Origin of the sequence: Lacrimispora sinapis (assembly GCF_043633585.1) — a bacterium.
In the GTDB taxonomy this organism is placed as follows: Bacteria; Bacillota; Clostridia; order Lachnospirales; family Lachnospiraceae; genus Lacrimispora; species Lacrimispora sinapis.
In genome coordinates this window covers 166,779-180,639 of sequence record NZ_CP141832.1, presented here as the reverse complement: position 1 = coordinate 180,639, position 13,861 = coordinate 166,779, and the positions used below count along the sequence as shown (strand labels likewise).

The 13,861-nt window shown below is 44.0% G+C and carries 14 protein-coding genes and 1 other annotated feature; of the genes, 5 read left to right on the top strand and 9 right to left on the bottom strand.

The annotated features are described in order from the left end of the window. Nucleotides 1–42 precede the first annotated feature (42 nt). Together VIG27_RS00900 and VIG27_RS00895 are read left to right on the top strand one after the other, a co-directional pair. Complete coding sequence (locus VIG27_RS00900; protein WP_394524458.1) at nt 43–462, top strand: HIT family protein; 420 nt, start codon at nt 43–45, stop codon at nt 460–462. 12 nt (nt 463–474) lie between these two features. Next, nucleotides 475–1,026 carry a TIGR01440 family protein gene (locus tag VIG27_RS00895; RefSeq protein ID WP_394524455.1) on the top strand — a complete coding sequence of 184 codons (552 nt, stop codon included), beginning with the start codon at nt 475–477 and terminating at the stop codon, nt 1,024–1,026. A gap of 127 nt (nt 1,027–1,153) precedes the next feature. On the opposite strand, the gene VIG27_RS00890 is transcribed toward VIG27_RS00895, so the two are convergent. The 5 genes from VIG27_RS00890 to metG all read right to left on the bottom strand — a co-directional run bounded on the left by VIG27_RS00890 (nt 1,154) and on the right by metG (nt 7,508). Continuing rightward, a complete protein-coding gene (locus tag VIG27_RS00890) occupies nt 1,154–2,824 on the bottom strand; it encodes a peptide ABC transporter substrate-binding protein (protein ID WP_394524452.1) in 1,671 nt (556 codons plus the stop codon). Nucleotides 2,825–3,028: 204 nt separating this feature from the next. Then, complete coding sequence (gene rsmA / locus VIG27_RS00885) at nt 3,029–3,901, bottom strand: 16S rRNA (adenine(1518)-N(6)/adenine(1519)-N(6))-dimethyltransferase RsmA (RefSeq protein WP_394524450.1); 873 nt, start codon at nt 3,899–3,901, stop codon at nt 3,029–3,031. A 26-nt stretch (nt 3,902–3,927) separates the two neighbouring features. Beyond that, complete coding sequence (locus tag VIG27_RS00880; RefSeq protein ID WP_394524447.1) at nt 3,928–4,695, bottom strand: TatD family hydrolase; 768 nt, start codon at nt 4,693–4,695, stop codon at nt 3,928–3,930. 18 nt (nt 4,696–4,713) lie between these two features. Then, a complete protein-coding gene (locus VIG27_RS00875) occupies nt 4,714–5,442 on the bottom strand; it encodes a TraX family protein (RefSeq protein WP_394524444.1) in 729 nt (242 codons plus the stop codon). 89 nt (nt 5,443–5,531) lie between these two features. Continuing rightward, entirely contained in the window at nt 5,532–7,508 is a 1,977-nt protein-coding gene (metG, locus tag VIG27_RS00870; protein ID WP_394524441.1) for a methionine--tRNA ligase, read from the bottom strand. 92 nt (nt 7,509–7,600) lie between these two features. Then, nucleotides 7,601–7,851, bottom strand: a binding site (T-box leader). A gap of 142 nt (nt 7,852–7,993) precedes the next feature. Here metG and VIG27_RS00865 point away from each other — a divergent pair. Next, complete coding sequence (locus tag VIG27_RS00865; RefSeq protein WP_394524438.1) at nt 7,994–9,814, top strand: DUF885 domain-containing protein; 1,821 nt, start codon at nt 7,994–7,996, stop codon at nt 9,812–9,814. Between the two features lie 53 nt (nt 9,815–9,867). Here VIG27_RS00865 and VIG27_RS00860 read toward each other — a convergent pair whose 3' ends face one another. The 3 genes from VIG27_RS00860 to VIG27_RS00850 form a co-directional block, all read right to left on the bottom strand. After that, nucleotides 9,868–10,404, bottom strand: coding sequence for a GerMN domain-containing protein (locus VIG27_RS00860; RefSeq protein ID WP_394524436.1), 537 nt, complete (start codon nt 10,402–10,404; stop codon nt 9,868–9,870). 27 nt (nt 10,405–10,431) lie between these two features. Continuing rightward, the gene (locus VIG27_RS00855; protein ID WP_394524434.1) at nt 10,432–10,881 is read right to left on the bottom strand and encodes a MarR family winged helix-turn-helix transcriptional regulator; all 450 of its coding nucleotides are present in this window, start codon (nt 10,879–10,881) and stop codon (nt 10,432–10,434) included. A gap of 107 nt (nt 10,882–10,988) precedes the next feature. After that, the gene (locus tag VIG27_RS00850) at nt 10,989–11,516 is read right to left on the bottom strand and encodes a spore maturation protein (protein ID WP_394524433.1); all 528 of its coding nucleotides are present in this window, start codon (nt 11,514–11,516) and stop codon (nt 10,989–10,991) included. Nucleotides 11,517–11,633: 117 nt separating this feature from the next. Here VIG27_RS00850 and VIG27_RS00845 point away from each other — a divergent pair, with 117 nt between their 5' ends. After that, nucleotides 11,634–11,993 carry an arsenate reductase family protein gene (locus VIG27_RS00845; protein ID WP_394524430.1) on the top strand — a complete coding sequence of 120 codons (360 nt, stop codon included), beginning with the start codon at nt 11,634–11,636 and terminating at the stop codon, nt 11,991–11,993. A 144-nt stretch (nt 11,994–12,137) separates the two neighbouring features. Here VIG27_RS00845 and VIG27_RS00840 read toward each other — a convergent pair whose 3' ends face one another. Then, the gene (locus VIG27_RS00840) at nt 12,138–12,680 is read right to left on the bottom strand and encodes a hypothetical protein (protein WP_394524428.1); all 543 of its coding nucleotides are present in this window, start codon (nt 12,678–12,680) and stop codon (nt 12,138–12,140) included. A gap of 112 nt (nt 12,681–12,792) precedes the next feature. Here VIG27_RS00840 and VIG27_RS00835 point away from each other — a divergent pair, with 112 nt between their 5' ends. Continuing rightward, a complete protein-coding gene (locus tag VIG27_RS00835) occupies nt 12,793–13,860 on the top strand; it encodes an undecaprenyldiphospho-muramoylpentapeptide beta-N-acetylglucosaminyltransferase (protein ID WP_394524426.1) in 1,068 nt (355 codons plus the stop codon). Nucleotide 13,861 lies beyond the last annotated feature (1 nt).

The following is a 13,861-nucleotide window of genomic DNA, read 5'->3' as shown; positions in this document are numbered from 1 at the left end:
GTGGAACATGACATTACACGATCTGAAAGAAGGTATATGATTATGAAAGATCCAAACTGTGCATACTGCATGAAGGGAGATTTGGTTGCCAAATTCGGCTATCCGGTCTGTGAGATGGAATCAGGATTTTTATACTTATTTAAGGAGCAAAGCAAAAAAGGCAGGGTAATACTGGCCTATAAGGACCACGTAAGCGAAATGGTCGATATCAGTGATGAAGAAAGAAATGCATTTTTTGCGGATGTTTCCAAGGTTTCCAAGGCAGTTCATAAAGTGTTCCAACCGGACAAAGTCAATTACGGTGCCTACGGAGACACCGGATGCCACCTCCACATGCACATCGTTCCCAAATATAACGGCGGCGATGAATGGGGCGGTACCTTTGCCATGAATCCGGATAAGGTCTATTTTACGGATCAGGAATACGAGGAAATGGCTGCTGCCCTTCGGGAAGCATTATAGGAGGATTTAGTCATGCTAGAAGAAATCAGAATGCAGGCGCACGAAGCAGCCAGAGAGCTATTGGAGACAGCCCATTTAAAAGAGGGAAACCTGGTGGTCATCGGCTGCTCGTCCAGTGAGATTTCCAATCACCGCATCGGTTCTTATTCCAGCGGGGAAATCGGCCAGGAAGTTTTCTCAGCCATCTATGAGGTATTTCACGAAAAAGGGATCTATGTGGCTGCCCAGTGCTGCGAACATTTAAACCGCGCCCTCATTCTGGAACGGGAGGCGGCAGAGCGATACGGCTATGAGCCGGTCAACGTGGTGCCTCAGCTAAAGGCCGGCGGCTCACTGGCTACAGCGGCCTATCATACTCTGTCACAGCCGGTAGCTGTAGAATGGATAAAAGCACATGCCGGAATTGATATCGGCGATACGCTCATCGGTATGCATTTGCGTGCAGTGGCCGTTCCTGTCCGCATTAAGACCCAGTATATCGGCTCAGCTCACGTAGTGGCTGCACGTACCAGAGCCAAATTCATCGGCGGTACGCGTGCCTGTTATGATGATTCAATTGTGTGATTGTTTGAAAAGACATGATCTAAGGTAAGAATGATTGAAGTATGAAAGTTTAGGTAAAAAATAATCCTTGCAATGAAGTTGCTGTCATTGCAAGGATTATTTTTTTACTTATTCTTTTGGTTCAGAATTATTTTGTGGCATACATGAAGAACCAGTAGCCATATGGTGAATGCCAGGTACCTTTGATATCCGGATTCTGCATATAATAATCACTGGAGTATACAAGAGGAGCCACGGCTGCATCTTCCATAATCAGCTTTTCTGCCTGATGCAGTTTCTCATAGTGATCTGCCTTATCTGCAGTATCGCGGGCCTGATTGATTAAAGCATCTACTTCCGGATTGGAATACTTTCCGTCGTTGTTGCCGCTGTCTGAAGTAAACAAGGTCAGCATATTGATAGGATCATCGTAATCGTATACCCAGCCGCCCCGGCAGATCTGGAAATCGCCTGCACGGCGGGTTGGGGTAAAGGTGGACCATTCAACAATCTTAATGTCCATCTTCACGCCAAGTTTACTCCAGGCATTCTGTAAATACTCTGCTACGGGCTTATTATAGCCTGAGTCGTTGGTCATATATTCAATCACCGGGAATCCTTCCCCGTTGGGATATCCGGCTTCTGCCAGAAGATCTTTGGCTTTCTTTAAATCTTCCTCATAATTGGAGGTGTTGAAATAATCTCCGCCGTTGTTTTTGCGGGTCACGTCTTCAAAGGAAGAGCCTTCCTCTAAATCAGAGATGCCAGGTCCTACAAAGTTGGAAGCCGGTACGGCCGTTTGCATCATCAGTGTGTTGGCAATGTAATCACGGTCAACTGCAAGGCTTAATGCTTTGCGGACCTTAACATTATCAAATGGTGCCTTCTGTGTGTTAAAGATGGTATAGGATGTTGCCATACGAGGTTCTAAATGGAAATCAGGGGAATCCTTGAGTCCTGGAATCTCCTCTGTAGGTACGTCACGGATCATCTGGACTTCTCCGGTCTGATATGCGCTGTAGGCAGCGTTAGAATCTTCCATGAGAACAAACTTCAATGAGTTTAAAGTAACTTTATCTGCATTCCAGTAATTTTCATTCTTTGCAAATGTAATATGAGAACCTGGTACCCATTCGGTCATCTTTAAGGGACCGTTGGAAATGTAGGTCTCAGGAGTTAAGGTCCACTGGTCACCGTTTGACTCGATCACATCTTTTTTTACAGGTGCCATACTCGCATGTGTAACGATTTTATCAAAATAAACGCAGGGAGAGGCCAGCTCTACCACCAATGTCTTAGGGTCTGGTGCTGACACTCCCAGTGCGTCAAGATTTCCTTTTGCTGCTTCTTCATAGCCCTTGATCATGGAAAGCATATCGGCAGAGTAAGGAGCCGCGGTCATCGGGTCTGCCAGACGCTTCCAGGAATATACAAAATCATCTGCTGTAAAGTCAGAACCATCGCTCCACTTTAAACCATCTCTTAAATGAAAGGTATAAGTAAGTCCGTCGTCACTGACATCATAGCTCTCTGCTTGTCCGGGAACAATGCTGTTCTTTTCATCAACAGTCAGCAGGGTTTCAAACGCATGCAGAATGATATTAGATGCATCAATTGCAGAGTTGAGAGCCGGATCAATGGTTTCCGGATCAGGTCCGATCTGGACCGCCAAATCAAGACCTCCGGCTGATGTGCTGCCTGCTGCCTCTGTCTTCTGGGCTGTGCCATTTTCTGTGCCTGATTTTCCGGAACCGCCGCATGCAGTCAAAACAACACCAGAAGCAAGGACAGCCGCCAATACGAGTGCCATTTTCTTCATATTATCTTCCTCCAATTTTCTTTTTCTTCGTCCGTCTTTCACAGACAACGCAAGATTTAGCATACCACAGAAAATAGGTTCTTGCAACGTGGTTTTTCCGCTCTTTTCCTTTGTTTTGTACAGTATTAGCGTGATAACGCGTGAAAGAGCCAGACGGTTCCATTGTGGAAAACGTCTGGCCCTAAAGGACACTCTGATGTTTATTTAACGATTTTTCAGGCTTGTAAAAGCGTTGCTTAAGGCCGCAAATTGTTCCAGTGTCAAAGTTTCTCCCCGCACAGAGGGAGAAAGACCAAGGCTTTCAATGGCTTCTATGATCTGTTCTTTGGAATAATTTACTTCCTGGGAGTTGTTCAGTCCATTTTGCAGGGTTTTCCTTCTCTGGTTAAAGGAAGCCCTGATCAGCCGGAACATAAGCTCCGGTTCTTTTACTTCTACCGGCGATGTCTTATGCCTTGTGAGGCGGATGACTGCGGACCCCACTCCCGGACGAGGCATAAAGCAGTTGGGCGGGACGTTTGCCACGATGTAAGGCTCTGCATAATACTGAACCGCCAGAGACAGAGCACCGTAATCCTTGGAACCAGGCCCTACCTGCATACGGTCTGCCACTTCCTTCTGGACCATAACAGTAATGTTATCAATCGGAACCTTATTTTCAAAGAGACCCATGATAATGGGGGTGGTAATATAATAAGGAAGGTTGGCGACTACCTTAATGGGGCGTCCTTCATTGTACTGTTCGATGATCTGATTGACATCAACCTTTAAAATATCACCGTGAATCACCGTTACATTATTATAATCGGAAAGAGTTTCATTCAGAATGGGAATCAAGTTAGAATCAATTTCCACGGCAACCACATGACGGGCGCTCTCAGCCAGGTACTGGGTCATGGTTCCGATTCCCGGACCGATCTCCAGGACGCAGTCGTCCTTTGCCACCCCTGCTGCTGCAATGATTTTATCCAATACATGGGGATCTATTAAAAAATTCTGACCGAACTTTTTTTGGAATGCGAATTCATATTTTTGAATGATCTCTATCGTTTTTTGGGGATTTCCCAGTGTCGGCATGCTTGTCCTCCATTTTCTCGTTCCTGTTATTTAAGCCGGTACAATTTTTTGGCATTATGATTGGTTCTTTCAATGACTTCTTCCTCGGGGATTCCCTTAATGGCACTGATTTCCTTTATTACATAAGGAAGATTTAAAGAGGAATTTCTCGTTCCCCGGTTGGGTACCGGCGCAAGGTAAGGGCAGTCGGTTTCTAAAACCAGCTGTTCTATGGGCATATACTCCACTACTTCCTTCAGCTTTTTGGCATTCTTAAAAGTGAGCACTCCGCCGATTCCCAGATAGAACCCCATATTTAGATATTCTCTGGCCATTTCTATTCCATAGGAGAAGCAGTGGATGACTCCACCGATCTCTTCGGACTTTTCTGCTTTCATGATATCCAGCGTATCCTTTGCCGCATCACGGCTGTGAATAATCACCGGAAGTTTTACCTCTCTTGCCAGGGATAACTGACGGATAAACCAGGTCTTCTGGATCTCACGCTCCGGCTCATCCCAGTGATAATCAAGTCCGATCTCTCCGATTGCAACAATTTTTTTATGGGCTGACTGGGTTCTCAGCCAGTTTAATTTTTCTTCATTCAGTTCTCCGGTTTCATTGGGGTGGACGCCAATGGCACCGTAAACATTGGAATACTGATCCACCAGTTTCAAAGTATTTTCAGAGGTCTTTATGCTGGCACCTACATTGGTGACCGCCTCGATTCCCTGCGTAGACAGGGACGTAAGCAATTCCTCTCTGTCTTCCTCAAATGCCTCATCATCATAATGGGCGTGTGTATCAAATATCATGGGTATCTCCTATTCATTTCATTTTCCAAACAGTTGATAGAGCAAATAGAACAAAATAAGGTGTGCGGGGTAAAATGCGTAGAAAAAGTATTTTAAGCTCTTGTCTCCTCGTTTTCCATTGTACATCCGTATGGGAAACAGGGCCAGAACTGCCGCACCAAAACAGGTAAGACTTTCAAAAATGGCTATGGCTCCCACAAAAAGGCTCTGCATCTTTTTATTTTCCCGGAAAATGTAAAACATGAGGATCATTACGATCCCAATAATATTATAATCACATTTCAGAAAAACAGACGCGCCGCACCCGGCAACAATGGCAAAGGACTGCTTGAGCGGGTCACCATAAGCATTTCTATAGGCAGATAAGACCCAAAGCCCCAGGGACAGGGTGAAAAATACATTCTGGTATTCCGGATGAAACCATTCTCCGAACATGGCCAGATCAAATGGAATTTCAGAAATCAGTGCAAAGAGAAAAAGTCTGGCACCGTATCGTTTTACATCTCTCGTATGAAGAAATCCTTCTACCAGCAGAAAACAAAAAATGGGAAATGAAATCCGTCCTATGGTGCGAAGGATCAGATCCATGATCATCCATAGGTTGGTCTGATCCATTGCCTGATGTTTCAATATTCCATTTTCAATAAAAACCACACCGATATGATCAATGAACATGGTTCCCATGGCAATGATCTTTAAGGTATTGCCGGTGATCCCTTCTCTACGGGCGCTGATTGTTTCCTCCATGGAATTCTCCTTTTCAAAATGATAGACCGGATTTGATAAATCCGGCCTACCATGATTATCTATCTCTTATCTTCTGATACTCCCTTACATCAGCAGATCTCTGCTCCTGCCGGCATTGGTTTTTCCGGAATCATAAGGGATAAGCCGCCTTGCGCATCTTCTGCACACAAAAGCATGCCTTCAGACATGACACCAGCCAGTTTTGCTGGTTTTAAGTTTACCACAACCATCACCTTTTTGCCAACCATTTCTTCCGGTGAGTAGTGAGCCTTGATTCCGCTGACGATCTGCTTCACCTGACTGCCGATCCGCACCTGGGAACAGAGAAGTTTTTTGGATTTGGGCACCGCTTCACAGGCAATGATCTCTCCTACCTGGAACTGCAGCTTTGCAAAATCCTCATACTCGATCTCCGGCTTTGGTTCGATGTCGATAACTTCAGCGGCTTCTTCCTCCGCTTCTCCGGTTTCGGCGGAAGCTTCCGCATTCATGGCCTCCACTTTTTCCATCACTTCTTTTATATCCATACGTGCAAATAAAATCTCAGGCTTGTCTGTTACCTTGCATCCGGACGGATAAAGGCCAAAAGTATCCATCTCAGACAATTCTCTCTTTGTGGTGCAAAGCTGTGCAAGGATCTTCTTTGAAGTGTCCGGCATAAAGGATTCAAGCAGGGAAGCTCCGATGGTAATGGCTTCCGTTAAGTTATAAAGAACCGTCTCCAAACGGGCTTTTTTCGTCTCATCCTTTGCAAGCGTCCAGGGAGCGGTCTCATCAATATACTTGTTGCTTCTTCTGAATATGTTAAAGATGGCGGTCATGGCATCTGCGACCCGGAGTTTCTCCATCTTCTCCTGAACCTTTTTCACTTCTTCCAGAACTACGGTCTTTAAATCATCATCAAAGGAATCGGTATCCTTTCCATCGGTGACCACGCCTCCAAAGTATTTATTGGACATGGAAATGGTACGGTTTACAAGATTACCAAGGATGTTGGCGAGATCGGAATTCATGCGCTCTACCATTAACTCCCATGAAATCACGCCGTCATTTTCAAAGGGCATCTCATGAAGCACAAAGTAACGGACCGCATCTACACCAAAGAAATCTACCAGGGTATCTGCGTAGAGAACATTTCCCTTGGACTTGCTCATCTTTCCGTCTCCCTGTAACAGCCAGGGATGACCGAACACCTGCTTTGGAAGGGGCACATCCAATGCCATAAGGAAAATAGGCCAGTAAATGGTATGGAAGCGGATGATATCTTTCCCGATCAGATGTAAGTCTGCCGGCCAGTATTTTTTAAACTGGTCCGTACTGTTGCCGTCGCAGTCATAGCCGATTCCGGTAATATAGTTTGTCAAAGCGTCAAGCCATACATAGACCACATGCTTTGGATCAAAGTCCACGGGAATTCCCCAGGTAAAGGTGGTTCTGGATACACAAAGATCCTGAAGACCCGGAAGAAGAAAATTGTTCATCATCTCATTTTTCCTGGAAACCGGCTGGATAAATTCCGGATTCTCGTTGATATGCTTGATGAGACGGTCCGCATATTTGCTCATACGGAAGAAATATGCCTCCTCCCTGGCCGGTTTTACTTCACGGCCGCAGTCCGGGCATTTCCCATCCACCAGCTGGGATTCGGTGAAAAAGGATTCACATGGAGTGCAGTATAAGCCTTCATAGTATCCTTTATAAATATCTCCCTGATCGTAAAGCTTTTTAAAGATCTTCTGAACCTGTTTTTCATGGTCCTGATCGGTGGTACGCATAAATTTATCGTAAGAGGTATGCATCAAATCCCAGATATTACGAATTTCACCGGCCGCCTGATCCACAAACGCTTTTGGAGTCACACCTGCTGCTTCTGCTTTTTCTTCAATTTTCTGACCATGTTCATCGGTTCCGGTCTGGAAAAATACGTCATAGCCCTCTGCCCTTTTGTAACGGGCAATGGCATCAGCCAGAACTGCCTCATAGGTATTGCCGATATGGGGCTTTCCTGAGGCATAGGCGATGGCGGTGGTAATATAATAAGGTTTTTTGTTTGAATCTTTGCTCATGTTAATTCCTCCTGTTTCTAAAATGAGATGTGACTGGAAGCATTCCTTCTCCCCGAAAAAGAAAAACCCGTCTTAAAAGATCCTTTCGGAAATTTAAAGACGGGGAAATATCCCGTGTTACCACTTTAATTCATCCATACCTTACAGCATGGACCTTATCGGCTGCATAAACAGTCTGACACGATAACGGGTGTGACCGTCGGAGTTTAAAAGCAATAATTATGCCAATTCAACTCCGCTGCTCCAAGGCCATGTTGGGAAATAAGACCATGCTTCCTTTTCAGCTGCCGGAAGTCTCTGCTCATGATCGTTTATTTCTTACTCTTCTTTTCTCAGCATTCTCATATAGATCAATTGTTAGTAACCCTAGTGTAATGGTTTAAGGAAAGTTTGTCAAGCAGGGAAACCTTCTTATGACTGGTTTTGTCATGACTTTTTTTATTTCAACATATAAATATTATTAGTGAATTACGGAGGAATCTTATATGACAAACAAATTTTTAACATTGAGCCGTAGAATTCTTTCCATTTTTCTATCGGTTGCCCTGCTAAGTGCATGTACGGCACCCCCAAATGCTCCCGCCACTCCTTCCAGTGCCGGATACGAACGCTACCGGGCCGATGATTTAACCATGCAGAAGGAATTTAATCTGTTTACAGATGATTTGTTCCGGGAAGAAATAAGCAATTCGGGAATCAGCTTTCATTTCACCATTGCAGATCCTGCTTCCCGGGGGTTTGATACCGTTCCTTTGACCCTGGGCGACTTTTCCCTGGACAAAATGAAGAACAACTTCAAGGATCTTATGGAGTTAAAGAAAAAGCTTACCCGGTTCAATCCGAGAAAGCTTACCAGTGACCAAAGACTTACCTATCAGATTCTTTACTCTTACATAGATACAGAACTTACTTCCGAAGGTCTTGAGCTGTATTCCCAGCCTTTGACAAGCACCATCGGAATCCAGGCCCAGCTTCCGGTCCTGTTTGCTGAGTATGCATTTTACAGCCGGGAGGATGTGGACCATTACCTGTCACTTCTTTCCACCATTGATGATTATTATGCACAGATCATGGAGTTTGAAAAAAAGAAATCAGAGGCTGGTCTTTTTATGTCGGATTCGGCGGCAGACCACGTATTAAAATCCTGTGAAGCATATTTGATTCAACCGGACCACAACTTTCTGGCGGAAACCTTTAACAGCCGGATTGATGCACTTAATGACTTAACGGCAGACGAAAAAGCCGCTTATAAAGAGAAGAACCTTAAAGTTCTTGAAGAACATTTTGTTCCCGCTTATAAGAATCTCATCGACGGAATCACCGCTCTTATGGGAACTGGGAAAAATGACAAGGGGTTGTACTGGTATCCGGATGGAAAGGAATATTTTGAATATCTGGTCAATTCCAATACCGGAACCTCCTATAAATCCATAACAAGCCTTAAAAAAGCCATTGAAAAGCAGATGAACTCTGATATCAAAGCCCTGGGCCAGATCACCAAAGAGCACCCGCAGACCCTGGATCAGCTGGAGACGTATACCTTCCGTTACACCAAACCGGAAGAGATTCTGGAATCTTTAAAAACACAGATCACAGCCGATTTTCCGGAGCTGCCGCCCTGTAACTATACGGTCAAATATGTTCCTGAGGCACTGGAATCTTCTCTCAGTCCGGCCTTTTACCTGGTTCCTCCTCTGGACCGGTATGAAGAAAATACCATTTATATTAACGGCAATCCCCGTTTTCAGAATGACGATCTTTATACCACCCTGGCCCATGAAGGGTATCCGGGACACTTATATCAGAACGTATACTTTTTAAGCAAAAAGCCCAGTGATATCAGAAGCATCCTCTCATTTTCCAGCTACTCGGAAGGCTGGGCTACCTATGTGGAATTTTACTCTTATAGCCTGGATAACGGACTGGACCCGGAGCTTGGAAAACTGCTTGCCCACAATACTGCCGTAACTTTGGGCATCTATGCATATCTGGATATCTGCATTAACTATGAGGGCTGGGATAAGGAACAGACCGGGAAATATCTGAGCAACTTTTATAAGGTGGAGAATACCGATATTGTGGATACCATTTACAGCAGCTTAGTGGAAAATCCCACAAACTACATGGAGTATTATGTGGGATATTTGGAAATCATGGAAATGCGCAACACCGCCGAAAAGATCTTAAAGGATCAATTCAACTTAAAAGCCTTTCATACCTTTTTGCTTGATATCGGGCCGGCCCCCTTCTCTGTCATTCAGCCGGAATTCCGTAACTGGCTGGCTAAAGAACTGAGAAACGGATAATAAAACAGGCAGGAGCATGGTATCCTCGCTCCTGCCTGTTTTCAATATGGATCTTAACCCATCTTTTTATAATCTTTTACATATTCCAGGTAATCCTTATCTCCCTGCTTAACGGTATCACTGGTAATATCCTTTCCGTTCACAAGAACCTTTAACTTATCCAGTTCAAAATTCTCGATAAAGGTATTGCCAACGGCTGTCAGCATGATCAAATCTCCCTTTGTGCCTTTCACAGGTGCTTTTGATAAATCCAGAGTACCTGTCCCATCCTTGGAATCAAATTTAAGGACTTTTGTGCCTTTTTCCAGAACGCCATATTCCACCAGCTTTTCCACCAGGGCTTCTGCCGTCAGCTTGTCTACTGCATCCATAGCCTGATTCAAACCGCTTCCATCCTCGTTCTGACTATATATAGAGATGATTTCCATCGGTTCCACATTCGGATCGGGAACCTTGTCACTTGCACCTCCGGTAGAAGTTTCTACCTGGGGGTCAGGTGCAGTTGTCTCCATCTTAGGCTGTGTTGGTGTACACGCCGCCAGGGACATCATCATTATAACGCTCATTAACATCACGATGAATTTTCTCATAATTGCGTATTGCCTCCTTAAATTCTCTTAAAGGCTCCGAAACCATTGATTCAACTTGGTCAGAGCTTTGATCAAAACTTCTATCTCATCCTCGCCTAACGCTTTTACAATGCCGTCTATCATCTCCTGATGAAATTTAGCATGATGTTCATAGGCTTGTTTCCCTTTTTCTGAAAGGGAGATATATACGACTCGCCGGTCCTCTTTTCCCCTCTGGCGGATCACATACCCTTTCTTTACAAGGCTGTTCATGGCTATGGTGAGTGTGCCAACAGTAACAGAAAGCTCTCTGGCAATGGTCGACATATTTTTAGGTTCTCCGACACCGATTGCTTCTATTACATGCATATCATTATTCGTAATATTTTTAAATTCCTGAGTAATGATAGCCTGTTGTTCAATATCCATAACATCCCGAAACAGTCTTACCAATACTTCGTTAAGAGTTCCGTAAGTATCCACGTTTATCCCTTTCATTTCTTTATGACAATAAAAGCTTCTTCGTAATTATACATGATTATGTATTTATAGACAACCACTTGAATTCTTATGAAATTCTTAAAATCGGGACGAAATAATCCCTTTTATGCCAAAAAACGGCTTAAAACCACACTGGCGGCAATCCCTGCTGCAGTAGCAGCCATTGCACCGGTTAAAGCATACCTGGTTTTCCTGATTTTTACAGTTCCAAAGTAAACGCTTAGACAGTAAAACAAGGTTTCCGTACAACTCATCACAACAGAGGTCAGCATACCGATATAGGAGTCCGTTCCAAATTTTTTAAAAATATCAAGTACCAGGCCGATGGCTGCTGAGTTGGACACCAGACGGATCAGAATCACCGGCACCACAGGAGCAGGAAGGAATAAAAGGGAGGCTGGTTTTATCAATAGCTTCGCAAGGAAATCCAGAAACCCGGAAGCACGAAGCACCCCTACCGCAGTCATTAAGCCGATGAGTGTAGGCAAGATCCCTGCCACCGTTTTCATCCCATCCTTGGCACCATTGATGAAATCATCAAAGACCGGCCTTTTGGAGAGAATCCCAAACCCTACAATATAAAAGATCACAAGCGGTACCAACGCCTCCGACAAGAACATTAAAAACGTCATTTTTTCCCCCGGTTTTTCTTGATTATTACATTCTATTCCAAATCTCTCCTTTTCATTCAAACGGTTTCAGGGTAAAATATATGGGAACACAATCGTAAATGGAAGGGAGCGAAACACATGAGTGTATTATTTTTACAATACCCACCCTGCAGCACCTGCAAAAATGCAAAAAAATGGCTGGACGCCAACCAGATTTCCTACCAGTCAAGGAATATCAAAGAGGAACATCCCACTGCTTCGGAGCTTATGGAATGGATCAAAAAAAGCGGACTTCCCATTAAAAAGTTTTTTAATACCAGCGGTATTCTTTATAAGGAAAAGCATTTAAAGGATCTTCTGCCCGGCATGAGTGAAAAAGAGCAGATCGACCTGTTAGCTACAGACGGAATGCTTGTGAAACGTCCCCTGGTCATTGGAGACGGCTTCGTGCTTGTTGGATTTAAAGAAGAGGAATGGAAAAAAGCTTTCATTCTTTAAGATTAATATCAGAAAAACCTGGACTGCATGAATGTTAAAATCTTCATGCGGTCCAGGTTTTTCTTGTGTATAGTTTAGTGGTACTGTAAACAAACCTGTACTTTTCCACCTGTTGTTCCTTCTGCCACTCCGGGATTCTCTCTATCATGGTTTAAAACCAGAATCTGTGCCATCCGTTGGAATCTTTTTACGGCAGACGGCATATTGATTGGATCGCCTATGTTCTTCATTTAAAAAATCTTTATTAAGAAAATCATGGTAAACCGTCTCGAAAAAGATGATGATCTGGCAATCCTGGATGGTACTATAATCCACTCTGGAATACCTGGATTCATTATTATGTGAGGCATAGGCTCTTTCGGCAGAAATATCAATGGTTATGGCTGACATAATAACAAGAGCCATCATGGTGATCATAAAGGGCTTGTGCAGATAGAAAACCATTCTGCGGCATTTATTTATCATCTCCAGCTGCTTCCTGACAAGGAGCTTTGTCCCACGGCGGTTTAGTTCTTCCATAATCATCTGGAATTCTCCGGGCGGCGGTGAAGGCGGCTCCGGTGTTAATTCCGGGTGTTTCTGCATATACTCAACAAAATGGGAATCTAAATTTTCCTCGAAATCCCTGGTTCTTTTTTTCCGTTTTAATATGGAACATTTTTTTAAATTATTTTTTTTCTGCTCCACGTCCGCACCTCTTCAATACAACTTATCCTTTCGTTTCCACACTCTTTGGGGTTGACTTTTTACCACCAGCGTTTACTATTAATAGTATATCGAATTTGGGAGGCAACGCTTTATGAAAAAAATCATCTTAACCGGCGGCGGGACTGCCGGTCATGTTACTCCGAACCTGGCTCTGATTCCTTCTTTGAAAGAGCGGAATTATGACATCCATTATATAGGTTCTTACCAGGGAATCGAGCGGAAACTGATAGAAGGAGCAGGTATTGCCTACATCGGCATCTCATCCGGTAAATTCCGCAGGTATTTTGACTTGAAAAATTTCTCCGATCCGTTCCGGGTCATAAAAGGATACAGGGAAGCCTTAAAATTTATAAAAAAATACAAACCTGATGTGGTATTTTCAAAAGGCGGATTTGTAGCCGTTCCTGTGGTATTAGCTGCAAAACACTGCAAAGTACCTGTTATCATTCACGAATCCGATATGACTCCCGGACTGGCGAACAAGCTCTGTATTCCTTCGGCGGTCCATGTATGCTGCAATTTTCCGGAAACACTTTCCTATCTTCCAAAAAATAAAGCAGTTCTCACAGGTTCTCCTATCCGCAAAGAGCTGTTAGAGGGGGATCGGCTGAAGGGGATCAATTATACCCACTTATCCGAAAACCGCCCCATCATTTTGATTATCGGCGGAAGCCTGGGATCTGTCACCGTCAACAATGCAGTGAGAGAAATTCTCCCGAAACTGCTAAAAAACTTTCAGATAATACATATCTGCGGAAAAGGCAATTTGGATGAAAGCCTGATCGACACGGAAGGATATGTACAGTATGAATATGTTGACGCACCTTTAAAGCATTTGTTTGCGGCTGCAGATCTGATGATTTCCAGAGCCGGTGCTAACGCTATCTGTGAAATACTGGCTCTGCGGAAACCTAATATTTTGATCCCGCTGTCTGCGGCTGCCAGCAGAGGTGACCAGATCTTAAATGCAAAATCCTTTGCAAGGCAAGGATTCAGCTGTCTTTTGGAGGAAGAAAACTTAACCGGCGATTCCCTGCTTCAGGCTGTCACTGAAACGTATAAGAACCGGAAAAACTATATCTCCAATATGGAGCAAAGTGAGCAGCACAATGCCATTGATGCCATTGTTGAAATGATCGAATCTATTTCTCAGAAATAAA